Here is a 19,922-nt window from a genome sequence, read left to right on the forward strand (position 1 = left end):
GCTGCTCCTTGATCATGATCGCCCGGGTCCGGTAGACCGGGTCCTCGTTGCTCTGGTACTTCTCCTGGATGGCCTTGACCGACTCGGCCTCGATGCGGGCCTGGGCCGGGTCGTAGACGCCGCAGGGCAGGTCGCAGTGGGCCGACACGGTCGTGCGCGAGAACAGCGCGCGGAGTCGGGGCATCGGAGAGCTCCTCTCGGACGGCGCCGGCCGGTGCGACCGACGTCCCCGGGCAGCCAACCTCCTCACCTGCACTTGAGCGCAACCCCGCCCGCGCCGGGGTCCGACGCGGGCGGGGTCGCGGAGGTCAGTGCGTGCGGTGGACGTCGTCCGAGGGCTCGCCGAAGACGCCGCCCCGAGCGCCGTGCGTGGAGTGCGACTTGTACTCGGTGTAGGTGTACGGGTTGTCCAGCACCTCGTCGCCGGGCAGGTCCGGGTTCATGCCCGAGGCCCAGACCTCCTCGCCGAGGGTGGACCGCAGGTGCTCGACGGTCGACTCGACGGTGCGGCGCACCGCCGGCAGGTCCGCGCCGACCAGGCGGTGCGCGGACTTCACGACCCGGCCGTCGACCAGCACGGTGTGCACGTCGCCCCGCTGCGCCTGGAAGGCCACGTGGCCGTAGGGGTTCAGCAGCGGGAAGGACACCGGGGACGCGTCGTTCTTGATCAGCACGACGTCGGCCTTCTTGCCCACCTCGAGGCTGCCCAGGTCCTCGCGGCCCAGCGCCTTCGCGCCGCCGCGGGTGGCCCAGTCGACGACCTGCTCGGCGCGCAGGTGGACGTGGGTGACGGTCTCGCCCTTGGCGTGCGCCTCCAGGTGCTCGCGCGACCGGTCCGCGCCCAGCGTCGTCCGCATGGCGGAGAACAGGTCGCCGCTCCACCACACGCTGGTGTCCATCGACAGCGAGACCGGGATGTCGTGCCGGCGCACCTGCCAGGTGGGCGGGTAGCCCTGCCCGGCGCTCTGCTCGGACTCGGTGGAGACCGAGATCGAGCCGCCGGTCGCGGCGATGCGGTGGTAGGAGTCGGTGGTCAGGGTGGCGGCGTGCACGTAGACCGTCTCCGGGGTCATGAAGTCGTGCTCGTGCATGAGCCGGATGCCGTCGTCGTTGGTGGCGCCCCAGACGCCGGCGTGCGTGGTCACCGGCAGGCCGAGCTCGCGGGCGACCTCGAACGCCGCCTTCTCCGGGAACGTCGGGTCGCCGGTGACGTCGAAGGCCAGCTGCAGGCCGAGCCGGCCCTCGTCGCGGCGGCGGTTCAGGAAGCCCTGCACGGCCGGGTCGGCGGTCCACTCCCAGGGCCCGGCCTGGATGTTGCCGTAGGCCAGCACGAACCGGCCGGGGACGGCGAGGAGCGCGTCGGCGGCCGCCTCGGCGTGGTCGACGGTCTGCAGGCCGTGCGACCAGTCGACGGTGGTGGTGACGCCGGCCTCCAGCGCGTCCCACGCCGACACCAGGTTGCCCGCGTGCACGTCCTCGGGGCGGAACGCCTTGCCGTGCTCGAGGTAGTACCAGACGAAGTACTGGGTCAGCGTCCAGTCGGCGCCGTAGCCGCGCATCGCGGTCTGCCACATGTGCCGGTGGGTGTCGATCATGCCGGGCATCACGATGCCGCCCGCGGCGTCGATCTCCAGCGTCCCGGCGGGCACCTCGAGGGCCGGGCCGACGGCGGCGATGCGGTCGTCGACCACCAGGACGTCGGCCTCGCGCAGCACGGTGTGCGCGTCGTCCATGGTCAGCACGGTGCCGCCGCGCAGCACGACCGGCCGGCCGGCCGGCTGGTCCACGACTCCGGTGTCGGGATCGGACACGGTTCCTCCAGGGGTCCAGGCTTGCGGACGGGCGTCCGTCCAACGGTCACCACAATCGGGCCCACCTTGTTCGTGGCGCCCGCCACATGTCAAGGGGAGGTGGGCCCCTCGCGCGCGGGCGCATCCGGGCCGGAGACGGGGTTGACACGGGCGGCGGGCCGTCGAAGACTCCGAACGTCCGCCGGACGGCCGTCCGCATGGCGGCCCTCACCGTCGAGGAGTGCCTGACCCGATGCCCGAGCACCCCGCGCTGCCCGGCGCCGAACCCCGCCCGGTCCGTCAGCAGGGCCCGCTCAGCGGCCTGCTGGTCGCCGACTTCTCCCGGATCCTGGCCGGCCCGTACGCCACCATGCTCCTCGCCGACCTGGGCGCGGAGGTGGTCAAGGTCGAGGGCCCGAACGGTGACGACACCCGCACCTGGCAGCCCCCGGTCCGCGACGGGGTCTCCACGTACTACCTGGGCGTGAACCGCAACAAGCGGTCGATCGCCCTGGACCTCAAGGACCCCGGGGACGTCGCCGCCGCGCGCGAGCTGGCCCGCCGCGCCGACGTGCTGATCGAGAACTTCAAGACCGGCGGTCTCGGCCGGTTCGGGCTGGACTACGAGACGGTCTCCCGGGACAACCCCGGCGTCGTCTACGCCTCGATCACCGGCTTCGGCAGCCAGCCCGGCGGCGCCGAGCTCCCCGGCTACGACCTCATCGTGCAGGCGATCTCCGGGCTGATGAGCCTCACCGGCGACCCCGACGGTGACCCCTACCGCGCGGGCATCTCGGTGTTCGACGTGATGGCCGGGCTGCACGCCACCATCGGCGTCCTCGCCGCCCTCAACGCCCGGCACGAGACCGGCCGCGGCCAGCACGTCGAGGTCAACCTGCTGTCCTCCGCGCTGTCCGGGCTGGTCAACCACGCCAGCGCGGTGGTGGCCGGCGGGGTGGTGCCTTTCCGGATGGGCAACAGTCACCCGAGCCTGTTCCCCTACGAACCGCTGCCGTGCTCCGACGGCGACCTGATCATCACCGCCGGCAACAACGGGCAGTTCCGCAAGCTGGTGGAGGTGCTCGGCGTGCCGGAGTTGGCCGACGACCCGCGGTTCAGCCGCAACGAGGACCGCACCGCCAACCGGGACGAGCTGCGCCCGCTGCTGGTCGAGCGGCTGCGCACCCGCACCAAGGACGAGTGGTTCGCCGACATCATCGCCGCGGGCGTCCCGTGTGGTCCCATCAACACCGTGGACCAGGGTGTCGCGTTCGCCGAGCGGATCGGGCTGGACCCGGTCGTGTCGGTCGGCGACGGCAGCTCGGCCGTCCCCTCGGTGCGCAACCCGATCACGTTCTCCGAGACCCCGGCCGGCTACCGGCTGCCACCGCCCGGGCTCGACGAGCACGGCGCGGAGATCCGGCGCTGGCTGACCACCTCGCAGGAGGACGCGCGATGAGCGACCGCCCCGAGTACCCGACCGCGCTGGGGGCCTCGAGCCTGGAGTCGATCACCCTGCTCGGCACCGACCTGGCCCGTGACGTGATGGGCTCGGTGGGCTTCGGCGAGCTGGCGTTCTGGCTGGCGACCCAGCGGCGGCCCACGCCGGGGGAGACCCGGGTGTTCGAGTCGGTGCTGGCCGCGCTCGCCGACCACGGCTTCACCCCCACGGCGATCGTCACCCGGCTCACCTGGCTGTCCGCCCCCGACTCCGTGCAGGGGGCGCTGGCCGCCGGGCTGCTGGGCGGCGGCTCCCGGTTCCTGGGCGTCACCGAGGACTGCGGCCGCTTCCTGCACGACGTGCTCACCGGCGTGGACGGCGCGCTGCCCACCGACGACGCCGGCTGGGACGCCCTCGCCCTGGAGACGGTCACCGCGCAGCGCGCCGCCCGCCGGTTCGTGCCGGGCCTGGGCCACCACGTGCACAAGCAGGGCGACCCGCGCACCCCGCGGCTGTTCGAGATCGCCGCGGAGGAGGGCCTCTACGGCCCGCACCTGTCGCTGTTCGCCGCCATCGGGCGGGTGCACCCCCAGGTGCTCGGCAGGACGCTGCCGCTCAACGGCGCCGGTGTCTGCGGCGCCGCGCTGGCCGACCTGGGCCTGCCGCTGGAGCTGCTGCGCGGCTTCGCGCTGCTGGCCCGGACCGCCGGGCTCATCGGCCAGCTCGCCGAGGAGCTGCGGCACCCGGTGGCCAACGACGTCTTCCTCTCGGTCGACCTGAACAACCGGTCCGTCGACCCCGACCCGTACGTCCCCGACGCTCTTCCGTCCACTCCTCCTCCCACTGAGACCAACGGAGGTACTCATGGCTGAGCTGGCCGCGGTCATCGCGTCCACCCACCACCCGTTCTACTACCGGGCCAAGACGTCGACCGGTGCCGACCGGCCGCCGTTCGCCGACGAGTGGGTGGCCAAGCAGGAGGCGTTCGCCGAGACGCTCGACCGTGCCGACCCCGACGTGCTGGTGATGGTCGGCAGCGACCACTTCCACCAGCTGTGGCTGGACAACATGCCGCAGTTCCTCGTCGGCAAGGCGCCCTTCTTCGACGCCAACTGGTACAACGAGGAACGCGAGTTCGGCCTGCCGAAGATGACCCTGCGCGGTCAGGAGGACCTGGCCGCGCACATCCTGCGCACCGGGCTGGACGACGGGTTCGACCTGGCGTTCAGCAACGAGCTGCGCATCGACCACAGCGTCACCTGCCCGATCATCGCGCTGCGGCCGGAGGCCGACCTGCCGATCGTGCCGGTCTACACGAACATCTTCGCCCCGCCGCTGCCGCAGCCGAAGCGGTTCGTCCAGCTCGGCAAGGCGCTGCGCACCTGGGTCGAGTCCTGGGAGTCCGACAAGCGGGTCGCGATCATCGGCACCGGCCACCTCAGCCTCGAGCTCGGCGGGCCGCGCCAGTTCGGTGAGCACGGGCCCGACCCGGAGTTCGACCGCAAGGCCGTCGAGTGGATCGCCAGCGGCGACATCGAGGGCTGCCTGGCGGAGGTCTCGCTGGAGTCGCTGCACCACCCGGGCAACGCCACCCACGGCTTCATGGACTTCATGCTGATGATGGGCGTCGCCGGGGAGGGCCAGAAGGCCGATCACGTCGACACGCTGGACCTGTTCCACACCATGGAGGCGTACTTCACCTGGTACCCCAACGGGGTGCCGAGCACGGGCGGGGTGTCGGCGTGAGCAAGTACCTGCTGGACAAGTTCCTCTACACCGTCGACCGCGACCCCGAGCTGGTCGAGCGCTACCGCGAGGACCCGGCCGGCACCGTCGTGTGGTGGGAGCGCGAGCGGGCGAACCAGCTGCTCAACTGCATCGTCGACGAGAAGACGACCTGGCTGGCGTTCACCGAGGAGGAGCGGCGGGCGTTGCGCGAGCACGACCACGTCGCGCTGTTCCAGCTGGGGGCGCACCCGTTCCTCACGCTGACGCTGTTCATCGCCATGTTCGAGCGCGACCACGGGCCGCTGGAGTACCAGAAGGCCTACGGCAGGGCGATGGAGCACATCTCGATGCCCTACCCGGACATCGCGACCTGACGTGCGCGCGGTCCTGGTGCAGGAGCCGGGCCGGCCACCGGCGGTGGGGGAGCACCCCGCCCCGGGAGCCGGCCCCGGCCGGACGGCGGTGCGGGTGACGGCGGCGCCGGTGGTCCCGCTGGACCTGCTGTGCGCCTCGGGCACCTCCTACTTCGGGCGCCCGGCGGCGCCCTACGTTCCGGGGGTGCAGGGCGTCGGCGTGGTCGAGGAGTCGGCCACCTGGGCGCCCGGCACCCGGGTCTGGGTCGCCACCTCCGCGGGCATGGCGCCCGGTGACGGCAGCCTGGCCGAACGCTGCGCCGTCCCGGACGCCGACGTGGTGCCGGTGCCCGACGGCGTGCCCGACCCGGCCGTCGCCGCGTTGGGGCTGTCCGCCGTCGCCGCGTGGATGTCGCTGACCTGGCGCGCCCGGCTGCAGCCGGGCGAGACCGTGCTGGTGCTCGGCGCCGGCGGTGCGGTCGGTCAGGTCGCCGTCGGCGCCGCCCGGGTGCTGGGTGCCCGCCGGGTGGTGGCGCTGTGCCGTTCCGACTCCGCCGCGGACCGGGCCGCCCGGGCCGGCGCCGACGAGGTGGTGCGCACCGGCGGGGGCGCCGCCGCGCTCGCCGAGCGGCTCGGGGCCGCCTGCGGAGGCGCGGTGGACGTCGTCGTCGACCCGGTCTTCGGCGAGGCGGCGACCGCGGCCAGCCGGGTGCTGGCGCACGGCGGCCGGCTGGTGAACCTGGGCGGCTCGGGGGCGGACTCCGCGGAGTTCTCCTCCGCGGTGCTGCGCAGCCGCTCCGCCGACGTGCTGGGCTACACCAACAACGCGCTCACCCCGGAGCAGCGGGCCGGCGCGCTGACGGCGGTGCTCGGGCACGCGGCGGCCGGCGCGCTCGGCGTCGAGCACGAGGTGCTGCCCCTGGACCGCGCCGCCGAGGCCTGGGCGGCCACGGCAGCCGGTGGCGGCCGCCGGCAGGTGCTCGTCCCCGCCTGACCTCACCCGCCTGAGGGCGGAGATGGCCATCTCCGCCCTCAGGCGGTGCCGCGGACCTCGGCGGTGCGCGGCACCTCGACGTGCGGGCGGGACTGCCACAGCGCCCACTCGGCGCTGACCTCGCCGGCGGTGCGCAGCAGCCGGGGCAGGTGCTCACCGAGGAGCCGGTCGGTGCTGGTCTCCGCGGCGTGCACGGTCACGTTCATCGCGGCCCGGACGGCGCCCGAGCCGTCGCGCACCGGGACGGCGACCGAGCGGACCCCGGGCGCCAGCTCCTCGTCGGCCAGCGCCCAGCCCCGGGCCCGCACCTCGGTGAGCTCGCTGTGCAGCTGCTCGGCCGAGGAGCCGATGTAGGGCGGCAACCCGGCCCGGCTGGGCTGGGCGAGCACGGCGTCCAGCTCGGCGGGGGAGAGGGCGGCCAGCAGCACCTTGCCCTGCGACGTCTGCGCCGCGGGGAAGCGGGTGCCGATCTCCACCCGCAGCGCGATGAGCTTCGGGACGGCGACCCGGGCGACGTAGACGATGTCCGAGCCGTCCAGCTGGGCCATCGAGGACGACTCGCCGGTCTGCGCCACCAGGCGCTCGAGGTGCGGGCGGGCGATGTCCCACAGGCCCAGCGCGCCGACGTAGGCCATGCCCAGGGTGAGCACCTTCGGGGTCAGGGAGAAGCCGTTCCCGGCAGTGCGGACGAAGCCGAGCTCCTCGAGGGTGAGCAGCAGCCGGCGGGCGGTGGGCCGGGCGAGCCCGGCCGCGGTGGCCACCTCGCTCAGCGTCATCGTCGGCCGGTCCGCGCCGAAGCACGCCAGCACGTCCAGCCCCCGGGCGAGGGCCTCCACGAAGTCCGGTCCGCTGCCGCGCCCCGCCATCGGTGGCCCCCTTCCGTCGTCCGGCAGCGCTCAGGATGGCACGGGCCGACCCGCCGGTCACCCCTGGCGGCGCCGCAACGGACAGTCGTCCGTTCAACTACCGGGCCGTCGGCGCGGGTGGGGCCTTCAGCTGTGACCCTTGACACACGGTGGGGGCATCGGTAGGCCTGGGGTGGCCGTATCGCGGACTGCCGTACGCGAGGCCCCCACGACCCAGGAGATGCAGATGAGCGCTGGCGGAGCCGACGTCGAGACCGACGTCCTGGTGGTGGGGTCGGGGCCGGCGGGCGCGTCCGCCGCGCTGTTCCTGGCCAGTTACGGCACCCGGACCCTGCTCGTCACCAAGTACAGCCGGCTGTCGGACACCCCCCGCGCGCACATCACCAACCAGCGCACGATGGAGGCGATGCGCGACCTGGGCGTCGAGGAGACGCTGATGGCGCTCGCCACCCCGTGGGAGCAGATGGGCAACACCACCTTCTGCACCAGCCTGGCCGGTGAGGAGCTGGGCCGGATCCCCTCCTGGGGCACCGACACGGTGCGGCACGCCGACTACGAGCTGGCCAGCCCCTGCACCATGCTCGACGCACCGCAGACCATCACCGAGCCGGTGCTGGCCAAGGCCGCCCAGGAGCGCAGCGCCCGGCTGCGGTTCGACACCGAGTACCTCGGTCACGTGCAGGACGACGACGGCGTGACGACGACGGTGCGCGACCGGCTCACCGGCGCTGAGCACACCATCCGCTCCCGGTACCTGATCGGCGCCGACGGTGCCCGCAGCGCCGTCGCCACCGACCTCGAGCTGCCCTTCGAGGGCCCCGGTGCGGTGGCCGGTGCGCTGAGCATCGTCTTCACCGCCGACCTGACCCACCTGGTCGCGCACCGGCCCTCGGTCCTCTACTGGATGCTGCAGCCCGGTGCGGAGAAGGAGGGTGTCGGCCTCGGCGTCCTCCGGATGATCAAGCCGTGGACCGAGTGGATGCTGATGTGGGGCTACGAGGTCGCCGCCGGCCCGCCCACCCTCACCGACGACGTCGTCCGGGAGCTCGCCGTGGCCCTGGTGGGCACCGACGACTTCGAGATGGAGGTGACCTCCCGGTCGCCGTGGACGGTGAACCACCACTTCGCCACGACGCTCTCCCGCGGCCGGGTCTTCTGCGCCGGGGACGCGGTGCACCGGCACCCGCCGACGAACGGCCTGGGCTCCAACACCTCCATCCAGGACTCCTACAACCTGGCCTGGAAGCTGGCGCACGTGGTGGCCGGCACCGCGTCGCCGCGGCTGCTGGACAGCTACGACGCCGAGCGGGCGCCGATCGCCCGGCAGATCGTCGAGCGGGCCAACCAGAGCATCGCCGACACCGGCCGCATCCTGGAGGCCCTGGACCTGACCGACACCACCGACGTCGACCGGCTGGAGCGGCAGCTCGCCCTGCGCAAGGCGCCGGGGCCGGAGGGGGAGAAGGTGCGGGCGGCGCTGCGCGAGGCGATCGCCTACAAGGCGCACGAGTTCGACGCGCACGGTGTGGAGCACAACCAGCGGTACGCCTCCGGGGCGGTCGTGCCCGACGGGACGCCGATGCCGGGGTACCGGCGCGACCCGGTGCTCTACGCCCAGCCCACCACCTGGCCCGGCGCGAAGCTGCCGCACACCTGGGTCACCCGGGCGGGCCACCGGGTGTCCACGCTGGACCTGGTCGGGCACGGCCGGTTCAGCGTGGTCACCGGCATCGGCGGGCAGCCGTGGCTGGACGCGGCGACCGCCCTGGGCGAGGAGCTGGGGCTGACCATCACACCGGTGTCGATCGGGCCGGGGGAGCCGTTCGAGGACCCCTACGGCACCTGGGCCGACCTGCGGGAGATCGGCGACGCCGGGGTGCTGCTGGTGCGGCCGGACTGCTACGTGGCGGCCAGGCACCTGCCCACCCCCGCGTCGGCCGGGCAGGCCGCGGACTGGCTGCGGACCGCGCTGACCGCCGTGGGGGGGGGGGGGGGGGGGGGGGGGGGGGGGGGGGGGGGGGGGGGGGGGGGGGGGGGGGGGGGGGGGGGGGGGGGGGGGGGGCGGGCGCGGAGGCCGCGGGGGCCCCCCCCCCCCCCCCCCCCCCCCCCCCCCCCCCCCCCCCCCCCCCCCCCCCCCCCCCCCCCCCCCCCCCCCCCCCCCCCCCCCCCCCCCCCCCCCCCCCCCCCCCCCCCCCCCCCCCCGGCGGTGGGGCTCAGCGGGGCGGCAGCCCGACCGAGTGGGTGTCCATGAACTCGCGGATCCCCTCGATGCCCAGCTCGCGGCCCATCCCGCTGGCGTTGAAGCCACCGAAGGGGGCGCGCTCGTCGAGCACCGCGGCACCGTGCGAGTTGACGAACGTGTAGCCGGTGCGCAGCCGGGCGCCCACGGCGGCGGCGCGATCCCGGTCGCCGGTCCACACCGAGGAGCACAGGCCCGACCAGGTGTCGTTGGCCCGGGCGATGGCGTCCTCCTCGTCGTCGAAGGGCAGGATCGGGATCGTCGGCCCGAACTGCTCCTCCACGACCACGCGGGCGTCGTCGCTCGGGTCGAGCACGAGCGAGGGGCGCAGGAAGTTGCCCCGGGAGACGTCCGCACCCGGCGCCGCCTCACCGAACTCGCGCACCTCGAAGCCGGCCGCGCGGGCGGAGTCCACCAGCTCCTGCACGTACTCCTTCTGCTTGGGGCTGTGCAGCGGGCCCATGTTCACGCCCTCGTCCAGCCCGTGGCCGAGCCGGACGCCGGACAGCGCCGCCGACAGGCCGTCGACGACCTCGTCGTAGCGGGAGCGGTGCACGTAGATGCGCTTGGCGGCCATGCAGATCTGGCCGGTCGAGTCGAACGTGCCGCTGTACAGCTTCTGGAAGGCGTCGTCGTCGAGGACGGCGTCGGCCAGGACCAGGGCCGGGTCGTTGCCGCCCAGCTCGAGCGCCACCCGGGTCAGCGACTCGCTGGCCATCGCCATGATGCGCTTGCCGCCGCCGGGGCTGCCGGTGAAGCAGACCTTCTTGACCCGGTCGTCCTTGATCAGCGCCGCACCGATCTCGGCGTCGGCGCCGGTGACCACGTTCAGCACGCCCGGGGGCAGCAGCTCGGCGACCTGCTGCACGGTGCGCACGGTGGCCAGCGGGCAGGACGGCGGCGGCTTGACCACCACGGTGTTGCCGGCGAGCAGCGCCTGGGGCAGCGAGGCGGCGAGGATGGCCAGCGGCCAGTTGAACGGCACGATGATCGTGACGACGCCCAGCGGCAGGTACGAGATGCGCAGGTCGGTCGGCGGCCCGGGCAGCTCGACGACCCGGTCGACCTCGTCGACCAGCGCGGTGGCCAGCCCGAAGCGGTGGGCGAACACGATGGAGTCGACGAAGGACTCCATCCGGATCTTGCCGTTCTCCCGGGTGAGCACCTCGGCGGTCGCGGGGCGGTCGGCCTCGAGGGGGGCCAGGGCCGCGGTGATCAGCTCGGCGCGCTCGGCCGGGGTGCGGGCGGCCCAGGCCGGGAAGGCGCGGTGCGCGGCGGCGACGGCCTGCTCGGCCTGCTTGGCGCTGGCGGCCGCGGCGTAGCCGACGATGGAGACGCCGTCGGTGGGGTCGATGACCTGGAGTGAGTCGTCGGCGGTGTGCACCTCTCCGTTGATGAAGAGGTCGGTCGTGATCTCGGGCAGGTCTGCGAGGGACGGCACGGATGCTCCCGGGGGTCGTCGGTGACCTGGGCCGGTACGTGCGGCCCGGGGTGGTTCCCCTCCACCGTAGGCAGCCCGGCGCCCGCGCGGAAGGCGGATCGGACAGTTGTCCGCTGCGCCTCGCGGCCCGGCCGGTCCGGCTACGTCATCCGTCCCGGGCCGGTGGGTCGCGCGGCCGGCGACGGGCCCGGTGGCTGGACGGATGACGTAGCCGGGTCGGGCCGCTGGGCGCGGGACAGCCGGGGCGGACCCGCGGTTGCATCGGTTCAGCGACCCCGCCGAGAGGAGCACGCCCGTGGCTGCACCCGCCAGCACGCCTGCTCGTCCGGGACGGGGGTCGCGGACCCGGACCGGCGCCCCGGCGACCGCCCTCGTCGCGGGGTGACCGGCCGGTGGCGGACCCCCGCGGGGTGACACCCCGTCCTGTTGCGACGGCCGACCTGCCACGCTCTGGGCGTGCGGCCGCACCGGTGCGGCCGGACCCGAGCTGGGGGTGGGTGGCGATGGGCGCAGGGACGGCGGCGCAGGAGCAGACCGCGCAGGACCTGCTGGTCGCCCTGGTCGAGGTGTCCGCCGACGGCCTCGGCGTGCTGGACCCGGCCGGCCGGCTGGTGCGGGTCAACCGCGCCGGCCGCGCCATCCTCGGCCTGGCCGACGGGGACCTGCCGCCGGGCTTCGTCCCGTTCGGCACCTCGGCGGCCGGCCTCGGGGTGCCCGACGGCAGCGGCGCGCTGCTCACGGTCACCACCGCGGACGGCCGGCGGCGCACGCTGGAGTACCGGCTGACGACGCTGCCCGACGGGCACGCCGCGGTCTGGTTCAGCGACGTCACCGACGAACTGCGCCAGCAGGACCGGCTGACCGCGATCACCCGGGCCGCCGCGCGGGTCGCCGGCGTCCGCTCGCTGCGGACCACGCTGGACGCGGTGGCCCAGGAGGTGGTGCGGACCGCCCAGCTGGGCGCGGTGCAGATCTTCGCCCTGGACGACCCGCGGGCCGAGGTGCGCGTGCTGGGCATGGCCGGGTTCGGTGACGCCCCGGACTTCACCGAGCGGCTGTCCGCGGTGCGCCGGCTGGGCGCCCACGTCCGGTTCATGGACGCCTTCGAGACCGGCCGGCCGGTGGTGGTCCGGCACCGCAAGCCGGTGATCATGGCCGACCCGCGGTGGGCCCCGTTGCACCGGGTGATGGACACCCCCGACTGGGACAGCTTCGCCTCGGTCCCGCTCGTGGTCGGCGGGCGCACCGTCGGGGTGATGAACGCCTACTACCGACCGGGGGAGGACCCCAGCGCCAGCTCCCTGGCGTTCCTCGAGGCGATGGCCGACCAGGCGGCGGTCGCCATCCACATCGCGGCGCTGCTGGCCCGCACCCGGTCCGAGGCGGAGTCCGACGAGCGGCGCCGGCTCGCCCGCGACCTGCACGACTCGGTGGTGCAGCAGCTGTTCTCCATGCGGCTGCAGGCCGGCGCGCTGCGCGCCCAGCTGGACGCCGGGGACGCCGGCCCGGCCGGGGTGCGGGCCGCCGCCGGCGAGCTGGCCGAGCTGGCGCAGAGCGCGCTGGCGGACCTGCGCGGGCTGGTCTTCGAGCTCCGCCCGCTGGAGCTGGCCGACCGGGGCCTGGTCGAGGCGGTGCGCGCGCACGCCGACAGCGTGGAGGTGCGCACCGGCCTGGTCATCGAGGTGCTCGCCGACGGTGACGTCGAGCCCGCCTGGGAGCTGACCGTGCAGGAGGACGTCTACCGCGTGGTGCAGGAGGCGCTGCACAACGTGGTCAAGCACGCCCGCGCGTCCACGGTGGAGATCCGGTTCGGCCTCGACCCGGTGGAGCACTGCCTGGTGGTGACCGTGCTGGACGACGGGTGCGGCCCCGCCGAGGCGCCGGCCGGCCCCACGCTCGGACTGGTCTCGATGCGCGAGCGCGCCGAGCGGTGGGGCGGGCGGTGCGCCGCCGGGCCACGCGACGGTGGTGGCTGGCAGGTGCGGCTCACGCTGCCGCTTGTCGAGCAGCTGCCAGAACGGACACGGGGAGGACTGGACCAGTGAGCGAGCAGGAGCGCGGCACGCAGGAGCGGGGTGCGCAGGAGACCGCTGCGCCGGGGGCCGGGGTGATCCGGCTGATGGTCGTCGACGACCACGCCGTCGTCCGCCGCGGGATCCTCGCCTACGTCGACGCGGTGCCCGCCCTGGAGGTGGTCGCCGAGGCCGGCGACGGCCAGGACGCGCTGGCCCAGCTGGCCCAGCGGCAGACCACCGGTGCCCCGCTGCCGGACGTCGTCCTGATGGACCTGCAGATGCCGCGGATGGGCGGCATCGAGGCGACCGAGGCGATCGCCCGGGTGCACCCGGGCGTCGCGGTGGTGGTGCTGACCAGCTTCGGTGAGGTGGAGCGGGTGCACGCGGCGCTGGCCGCCGGCGCCTCCGGCTACGTGCTCAAGGACGCCGAGCCGGCGGAGGTGGTCGCCGCGGTGCGGGCCGCGGCGGCGGGGGAGGTGCACCTGGACTCCGCGGTCGCCCGGCAGCTGACCCGGCGGATGTCCGGGCCGCAGGTGGGGCTGGCGGCGCTGACCGTGCGCGAGCGGGAGATCCTGGTGCTGGTCGCCCAGGGGCACTCGAACCGGGAGATCGCCGACCGGCTGGTGATCAGCGAGCGCACCGCCCGCACGCACGTGAGCAACGTGCTCTCCAAGCTGCAGCTGACCTCCCGCACGCAGGCCGCGCTGCTGGCCATCCGCGACGGGCTCATCCCGCCGCCCAGCTGATCACGACGGATGACGTAGCCGGCACCCGTCGGACCGCCCGGTGACGAGATGACCGCCGACGGATACCGCTGGGCACGACGCGGGCTAGCGTGAGGTGTCACCGGTCACTCCTGACGGCGGCACACCGACTCCGAGGAGAGCGCGCACCCGATGCCTTCCGACCAGCAGCGCACCGTCCCGACGGGAGGGGACCAGCCGTGGTGAGCCGGCACGTCATCGTCACCGACACCCCCCGGCCGGACGCCGACGCCGTCGCGGTTCTCGGCAAGGCGGGGGTGGCCACCGCGCACGAGGCGATGGGCCGCCGGGGCCTCACCCACCCGGTGCTCCGTCCGATCTACCCCGGTGCCCGGATCGCCGGCCGCGCCGTCACGGTGCTCAGCCAGCCCGGCGACAACCTGATGATCCACGCCAGCATCGAGCAGTGCGGCCCGGGTGACGTGCTGGTGGTGACCACCACCTCGCCGTCGACCGACGGCATGTTCGGCGAGCTGTTCGCCACCCAGCTGGCCACCCGCGGCGTGCTCGGGCTGGTGATCGACGCCGGGGTGCGCGACGTCGCCGACCTGACCGCGATGGGCTTCCCGGTGTGGTCGCGGGCGGTCTCCGCGCAGGGCACGGTCAAGGCCACGCCCGGCTCGGTGAACGTGCCGGTCGTCGTCGCCGGCGCGCTGGTCCACCCCGGCGACGTCATCGTCGCCGACGACGACGGCGTGCTCGTCGTCCCGCGCGCCGACGCGGCCGAGGTGGCCGAGGCGGCCACCGCGCGGGAGGCCAACGAGCAGGCCAAGCGCGAGCAGTTCCAGGACGGGGTGCTGGGCCTCGACGTCTACGGGATGCGCGAGAAGCTCGCCGCCCTGGGCGTCACCTACGTCTCCGCGGACGAGCTGGAGGGCCGGGCATGAGCACCTTCGTCCTCGTGCACGGCGCCTGGCACGGCGGCTGGTGCTGGGACCGGGTCGCGCCGCTGCTGCGCGCCGCCGGCCACGAGGTGCACACGCCCACGCTCACCGGCCTGTCCGAGCGGGCGCACCTGCTCTCCCCGCAGGTCGGGCTGGACACCCACACCGAGGACGTCGCCCGGCTGATCGAGGTGCTCGACCTCACCGACGTGGTGCTGGTCGGGCACAGCTACGCCGGCCACGTGGTGAGCATGGTCGCCGACCGGCTCCCCGACCGGATCCGCCGGCGGGTCTTCCTCGACGCCTTCGTCGGGGTGGACGGCGAGACGGCGGTGTCGCTCCAGCCGGAGACGGTGGCCCACCACTGGGCGGAGTCCGCGGCCGAGCAGGGCTTCGGCTGGCTGGTGCCGGTGCGCAAGCTGTCGGTGCTCGGGGTGACCGAGCAGGCCGACGTCGACTGGCTCACGCCCCGGCTGACCCCGCACCCGTGGAAGACCTACACCGACCCGCTGCGGCTGTCCGGCGCCGCCGACGCGGTGCCGGCCGCGTTCATCGAGTGCGTCAGCTGGATGCGCGTGTTCCGGTCGCAGGCCGACCGGGCGCGCGAGCGCGGCTGGCCGGTGCACGAGCTGGAGACCGGGCACGAGGCGATGGTCACGGCGCCGAAGGCGCTCGCCGACGTGCTGCACGAGCTGGCCTGAGCGGGAGGAGACCTGCAGATGGAGTTCCTGGTCCGGTCCGAGAACCGGCTGCCCGCCGACTTCCCACCCGAGCGGCGGGCGGAGCTGCGCGCCGGCGAGCGGGCGCGCGCGATGGAGCTGCGCGAGGCCGGGGTGCTCAAGCGGCTGTGGCGGGTGCCCGGTCGCAACGCCACGGTCGGCCTCTACGAGGCGGCCGACCCGGCCGAGCTGCACGACGCGCTGATGTCGCTGCCCATGGCCCCCTGGCTCGACGTGCACGTCGAGGCGCTGGCCACCCACCCCCAGGAGCGCACGTGAACGGCAGCGCGCACGTGAACGGCAGCGCGCACGTGAACGGCAGCGCGCACGTGAACGGCAGCGCGCACGTGAACGGCACCGGCACGGACACCAGCAGGCAGCACGGCCGACGGGCGAGGAGGCCCTCATGACCACCGACCAGAGCAGCGCACCACCGCGGCCGAAGATCGACGTGCCGGGCACGCCGATCTTCGACGGCGCCACCAGCCGGCGCGGCTTCCGGATGAACAAGCTGTTCATGAGCCTGCGCACCAAGGAGGCCCGGGACCGCTTCCTGTCCGACGAGCCCGCCTACTGCGCGGAGTTCGGGCTCACCCCCGAGCAGACGAAGGCGGTCACCGACCGTGACTGGCAGGCGATGATCGACCTCGGCGGCAGCATCTTCTACGTGTACAAGCTCGCCATGATGGACGGGCGTTCCATGCAGTACCTCGGCGGTGTGTTCACCGGGATGACCGAGGACGAGTTCAAGGCGGCGCTCGCCGCGGGAGGGCGGTCCTGATGGCCGAGGTGATCTGGGGGCTGGCGACGTCGCACGTGCCGTCCATCGGTGCGGCGATGGACCGGGACAAGACCCAGGACGACAACTGGAAGCCGCTGTTCGACGGCTACCAGCCCGCCCGTGAGTGGCTGGCGGAGCACAAGCCCGACGTGGCGATCGTGATCTACAACGACCACGCCAACGGCATCGACCTGGACATCGTGCCGACCTTCGGCATCGGCACCGCCGACCGCTACCCGGTCGCCGACGAGGGCTTCGGCCAGCGGCCGGTGCCCGAGGTGGTCGGCCACCCCGAGCTGTCGCTGCACCTGCTGGAGAGCCTGGTCGACGACGGGTTCGACCTCACCGTCTTCCAGGAGCTCGAGGTCGACCACGGGCTGACCGTGCCGCTGTCGGTGTGGACGCCGGACCCGGGGGAGGCGTGGCCGTGCCCGGTCGTGCCGTTGCTGGTCAACGTCATCCAGTACCCGCAGCCGACCGCGGCCCGCTGCTACGCGCTGGGCAAGGCGCTGGGCCGGGCGATCCGCAGCTTCCCGGAGGACGTCACCGTCGGGGTGCTCGGCACCGGTGGCATGTCCCACCAGCTGGCCGGGGCCCGGGCGGGGTTCATCAACTCCGACTTCGACCGCCAGTTCCTGGCCGAGATCCAGTCCGACCCGGAGAAGCTGGCCGCGCTGTCCCGCGAGGACTACGTCCGGCTCGCCGGCTCCGAGGGCATCGAGATGATCATGTGGCTGATCATGCGCGGTGCGCTCAACGACGACATCACGCGGGTGCACGACACCTACTTCGTCGCGGCCTCGAACACCGCGGCGGCGCTGGCGCTCTTCGAGAACAAGGTGCTGCAGCCGGCCTGACGCAGCCCGCTGCGCACCACCGAGCCCGGTCCCGCCCGCGCGGGGCCGGGCTCGGTCGTGTCCGGGGTCATTCGCGCCCTGCCGGCGACACGCCGCCGCCGCGCCGCCGACACGCCGCGTTCACCGCGAACCGGCCGCCCGCGGTCTGTTGACTTCCCCCGAAGTGGTGAGCTTCACTTCGGTCGGTGCGGTACCGGAAAGTTCCGATAACCGCCCGGGATCCATCCGGAAGCACAGTGGCTGCGCGATCCATCCCGAGGAGAACACACGCACATGAGACAACGACGTCTGGCCGGCGGAGCAGCGATGCTCGGCCTGGTGGCGGGGGCCGGCGTGGTCGCCGCGCCCGCGGCCACCGCCGCACCGACCACGGTGCACACCGCCGGCTTCGAGACCGGCACCGACGGCTGGTTCGGCCGCGGTGACGCGAAGGTCGCGGTCAGCACCGACGAGGCCCGCACGGGCGCGGCGAGCCTCGCCGTCACCGGCCGGCTGCAGAACTGGCAGGGTCCCGGCATCGATGCCCGCGGCTTCATGCCCGCGGGCCGGTACACCATCGAGGGCTGGGTCAAGCTCCCCGCGGGCTCGGGCACGGACGAGGTGACCCTCAGCGTCGCCCGGACGCCCACCGGTGGCGCCACCGCCTACGACTCCGTCGCCTTCGAGGTGGCGGTCTCCGACAGCGGCTGGACCAAGGTCGGCGGCACCTACGAGTTCGCCGGCGGCGTCAGCCAGCTGGAGCCCTACTTCGAGAGCCCGGACGCCACCCAGGCGTTCTTCCTCGACGACGTCTCGATCACCGGCGAGGCGGCCGCGCCGCAGCAGCCGGGCACGCTCGCCCCGCTGACGACCGACTTCGAGTCCGGCCTGCAGGGCTGGGGCCCGCGCGGCGACGCGAGGGTCGAGCGCACCACCAGCGACGCGCACGGCGGCTCGGCCAGCCTGCTGGCCACCAACCGGCTGCAGAACTGGCAGGGCCCGGCCGTTGACGTCACCCGCAACCTGGCCGTCGGCGAGACCGTGCAGGTGACCGTCTGGGCCAAGCTGGCCCCCGGCCAGGGGTCGGCGTCGCTGCGCGCCTCGATCCAGCGCGACCGCGGCAGCCAGACGAACTACGAGAACATCGGCGGCGCCAGCGCGGTCGTCACCGACTCCGCCTGGACCCGGCTGCAGGGCACCTACACCCTCGGCGCGCCGATCGACAAGGCGCAGCTGTACGTCGAGGGTGACGCGAACAAGAGCTTCCTGATCGACGACGTCACCGTCGCGCCGTTCGCCGAGACCCCGATCCAGGACGTCCCGGCGCTGCAGGACGTGCTCGGCGCCCAGGGCTTCGAGCACGTCGGCGTGGCCATCGACTCCCGGGAGACCGTGGGCCGGGCCGCCCAGCTGGTGACCAAGCACTACGGCGCCATCACCCCGGAGAACGACGGCAAGCCCGAGGTCGTCCAGCCCACCGAGGGGACGTTCGACTTCACCAACCTCGACCGGCTGCTGGACTTCGCCGACGCCAACGGCGTCGACGTCTACGGCCACGTGCTCGCCTGGCACTCGCAGACCCCGGCCTGGTTCTTCAAGGACGGCGACCGCGACCTGACCAGCAGCCCGGCCGACCAGGCCCTCCTGCGGGCCCGGCTGGAGGCGCACATCAAGGGGATCGCCGACCACGTCAACGCGCGGTACCCCGACGGTGACAGCCCGATCTGGGCCTGGGACGTCGTCAACGAGGTGATCAACGACGGCGACAACGCGAACCCGCACGACATGCGCGACAGCCGCTGGTTCCAGGTGCTCGGTGAGGAGTTCGTCGACGAGGCGTTCCGGCTCGCCGACCGGTACTTCCCGGACGCCGAGCTGTTCATCAACGACTACAACACCGAGATGCCGGAGAAGCGCGCCGACTACCTGGAGCTGGTGCGCAGCCTGATCCAGCGCGGCGTGCCGATCGACGGCGTCGGCCACCAGGTGCACGTCGACTTCGCCCGCCCGGTGGAGTGGGTCGGTGACTCCCTCGCCGGGGTGGAGCGGCTCAGCGCCGAGACCGGACGCCCGCTGCTGCAGGCGATCACCGAGCTCGACGTCAGTGACTCCAAGGAGAACAACGGCGCCGACGTCAGCAACGGCACGGTGCCGCAGCACTCGCCGGCCTACGCCGACGACGCCGACGCGGCTGCCGAGCTGGGCTACTACTGGCGTGACCTCTTCGACGTGTTCCGGGACCACTCGGACTCCATCGAGTCGGTGACCGTGTGGGGGATCAGCAACGCCCGCAGCTGGCTGCGCACCTGGCCGGCGGCCCGGCCGTGGGAGCAGCCGACGCCGTTCGACGACGACCTGCAGGTCACCCCGGCCTACTGGGGCATCGTCGACCCGAGCCGGCTGCCGGCCCGCCCGGCGGACGTCTCGCCGCCGCGGATCGCCGCCAAGGACCCGGTTCGGGCCACCTCCACCGGCGTCGACGGTGCCGAGGTGACCTACACGCCGCCGGTCACCGGCGACACCCGCGACGGCGCGCTCGTGCCGACCTGTGACGAGCCCTCGGGCGCGCTGTTCCCGATCGGCACCACGACGGTCACCTGCACCGCCACCGACCGGGTGGGGAACGAGGCCACCCCCGGGACGTTCGACGTGGTGGTCACCCCGCCGGCCACCACGACCCGGGTGTACCAGCAGATCAACAACGGGCCGGTCGTGCGGGCGAACGCCAAGCAGACCGTCCAGCTGGTCGTGCAGTTCGGCAACAAGGGCAAGGGCGTGCTGGTGGGCAGCAGCTTCCAGTACTCCTGCACCCAGACGTCGGGTCCGGCGATGACGCTGGAGCTGGCGCCGGGGTCGGCCCGGCAGGTCGGCAACCGCGACTACCCGGCCGGCCAGAACGCCAACTTCACCCTGCGCGGCAAGCCCACGCAGGTCGGGACGGCGTCGTTCGACTGCACGCTGTCGATGACCGACTCCTTCGGGGCGCCGGTGACCGCGACCACCTCGGTCACCATCGACGTCCGGAAGTGACCGCCCGGGCCTGAGGGCCCACCGCACACAGCCGGCCCCCG

The 19,922-nt window shown here is 73.9% G+C and carries 18 protein-coding genes; 14 read left to right on the forward strand and 4 right to left on the reverse strand.

Annotated features, from left to right (window positions below):
* Together ACI795_RS17385 and ACI795_RS17390 are read right to left on the reverse strand one after the other, a co-directional pair.
* Positions 1-184, reverse strand: a 184-nt coding sequence (locus tag ACI795_RS17385; RefSeq protein WP_457076822.1) for a superoxide dismutase [Ni], incomplete at its 3' end; no start/stop codon positions are given.
* Positions 185-308: 124 nt separating this feature from the next.
* Positions 309-1,811: an amidohydrolase family protein gene (locus ACI795_RS17390; protein WP_457076823.1), complete on the reverse strand. Its 1,503-nt coding sequence runs from the start codon at positions 1,809-1,811 to the stop codon at positions 309-311.
* A gap of 232 nt (positions 1,812-2,043) precedes the next feature.
* On the opposite strand from ACI795_RS17390, the gene ACI795_RS17395 reads away from it, so the two are divergent.
* From ACI795_RS17395 to ACI795_RS17415, 5 genes are read left to right on the forward strand one after another with little or no spacing between them, the layout of a single operon-like run.
* A complete protein-coding gene (locus tag ACI795_RS17395; RefSeq protein ID WP_457076824.1) occupies positions 2,044-3,249 on the forward strand; it encodes a CaiB/BaiF CoA transferase family protein in 1,206 nt (401 codons plus the stop codon).
* Positions 3,246-4,103, forward strand: coding sequence for a citryl-CoA lyase (locus ACI795_RS17400; protein ID WP_457076825.1), 858 nt, complete (start codon positions 3,246-3,248; stop codon positions 4,101-4,103). The genes ACI795_RS17395 and ACI795_RS17400 overlap by 4 nt, the downstream gene beginning before the upstream one ends.
* On the forward strand, positions 4,096-4,977 hold the full coding sequence (locus tag ACI795_RS17405; RefSeq protein ID WP_457076826.1) for a DODA-type extradiol aromatic ring-opening family dioxygenase: 882 nt from the start codon (positions 4,096-4,098) through the stop codon (positions 4,975-4,977). Before ACI795_RS17400 ends, ACI795_RS17405 begins: the two co-directional genes overlap by 8 nt.
* Entirely contained in the window at positions 4,974-5,333 is a 360-nt protein-coding gene (locus ACI795_RS17410; RefSeq protein WP_457076827.1) for a hypothetical protein, read from the forward strand. The genes ACI795_RS17405 and ACI795_RS17410 overlap by 4 nt, the downstream gene beginning before the upstream one ends.
* Before the next feature lies 1 nt (position 5,334).
* Complete coding sequence (locus tag ACI795_RS17415; RefSeq protein WP_457076828.1) at positions 5,335-6,306, forward strand: quinone oxidoreductase family protein; 972 nt, start codon at positions 5,335-5,337, stop codon at positions 6,304-6,306.
* A gap of 38 nt (positions 6,307-6,344) precedes the next feature.
* Here ACI795_RS17415 and ACI795_RS17420 read toward each other — a convergent pair whose 3' ends face one another.
* The gene (locus ACI795_RS17420; protein ID WP_457076829.1) at positions 6,345-7,172 is read right to left on the reverse strand and encodes an IclR family transcriptional regulator domain-containing protein; all 828 of its coding nucleotides are present in this window, start codon (positions 7,170-7,172) and stop codon (positions 6,345-6,347) included.
* Between the two features lie 226 nt (positions 7,173-7,398).
* On the opposite strand from ACI795_RS17420, the gene ACI795_RS17425 reads away from it, so the two are divergent.
* Entirely contained in the window at positions 7,399-9,423 is a 2,025-nt protein-coding gene (locus tag ACI795_RS17425) for an FAD-dependent oxidoreductase (RefSeq protein WP_457076830.1), read from the forward strand.
* Here the strand turns inward: ACI795_RS17425 and ACI795_RS17430 are convergent.
* Entirely contained in the window at positions 9,386-10,852 is a 1,467-nt protein-coding gene (locus tag ACI795_RS17430; RefSeq protein WP_457076831.1) for an aldehyde dehydrogenase family protein, read from the reverse strand. The two genes, ACI795_RS17425 and ACI795_RS17430, sit on opposite strands and share 38 nt — an antisense overlap.
* 503 nt (positions 10,853-11,355) lie before the next feature.
* Between ACI795_RS17430 and ACI795_RS17435 the strand changes: the two genes are divergently transcribed.
* The 8 genes from ACI795_RS17435 to ACI795_RS17470 all read left to right on the forward strand — a co-directional run bounded on the left by ACI795_RS17435 (position 11,356) and on the right by ACI795_RS17470 (position 19,881).
* Positions 11,356-12,897 carry a GAF domain-containing protein gene (locus ACI795_RS17435; protein ID WP_457076832.1) on the forward strand — a complete coding sequence of 514 codons (1,542 nt, stop codon included), beginning with the start codon at positions 11,356-11,358 and terminating at the stop codon, positions 12,895-12,897.
* Positions 12,894-13,613 carry a response regulator transcription factor gene (locus ACI795_RS17440; protein ID WP_457076833.1) on the forward strand — a complete coding sequence of 240 codons (720 nt, stop codon included), beginning with the start codon at positions 12,894-12,896 and terminating at the stop codon, positions 13,611-13,613. The genes ACI795_RS17435 and ACI795_RS17440 overlap by 4 nt, the downstream gene beginning before the upstream one ends.
* Before the next feature lie 200 nt (positions 13,614-13,813).
* A complete protein-coding gene (locus tag ACI795_RS17445; protein ID WP_457076834.1) occupies positions 13,814-14,518 on the forward strand; it encodes a 4-carboxy-4-hydroxy-2-oxoadipate aldolase/oxaloacetate decarboxylase in 705 nt (234 codons plus the stop codon).
* Complete coding sequence (locus ACI795_RS17450; protein ID WP_457076835.1) at positions 14,515-15,216, forward strand: alpha/beta hydrolase; 702 nt, start codon at positions 14,515-14,517, stop codon at positions 15,214-15,216. Before ACI795_RS17445 ends, ACI795_RS17450 begins: the two co-directional genes overlap by 4 nt.
* An 18-nt stretch (positions 15,217-15,234) precedes the next feature.
* On the forward strand, positions 15,235-15,513 hold the full coding sequence (locus ACI795_RS17455) for a muconolactone Delta-isomerase family protein (RefSeq protein ID WP_457076836.1): 279 nt from the start codon (positions 15,235-15,237) through the stop codon (positions 15,511-15,513).
* 127 nt (positions 15,514-15,640) lie between these two features.
* Positions 15,641-16,015, forward strand: a complete 375-nt coding sequence (gene ligA / locus ACI795_RS17460; protein ID WP_457076837.1) for a protocatechuate 4,5-dioxygenase subunit alpha — start codon at positions 15,641-15,643, stop codon at positions 16,013-16,015.
* On the forward strand, positions 16,015-16,872 hold the full coding sequence (locus ACI795_RS17465) for a class III extradiol dioxygenase subunit beta (RefSeq protein WP_457076838.1): 858 nt from the start codon (positions 16,015-16,017) through the stop codon (positions 16,870-16,872). Before ligA ends, ACI795_RS17465 begins: the two co-directional genes overlap by 1 nt.
* A gap of 273 nt (positions 16,873-17,145) precedes the next feature.
* Positions 17,146-19,881, forward strand: a complete 2,736-nt coding sequence (locus ACI795_RS17470) for an endo-1,4-beta-xylanase (protein ID WP_457076839.1) — start codon at positions 17,146-17,148, stop codon at positions 19,879-19,881.
* Positions 19,882-19,922: the final 41 nt, after the last annotated feature.

Source organism: Modestobacter sp. SYSU DS0290, assembly GCF_054050955.1.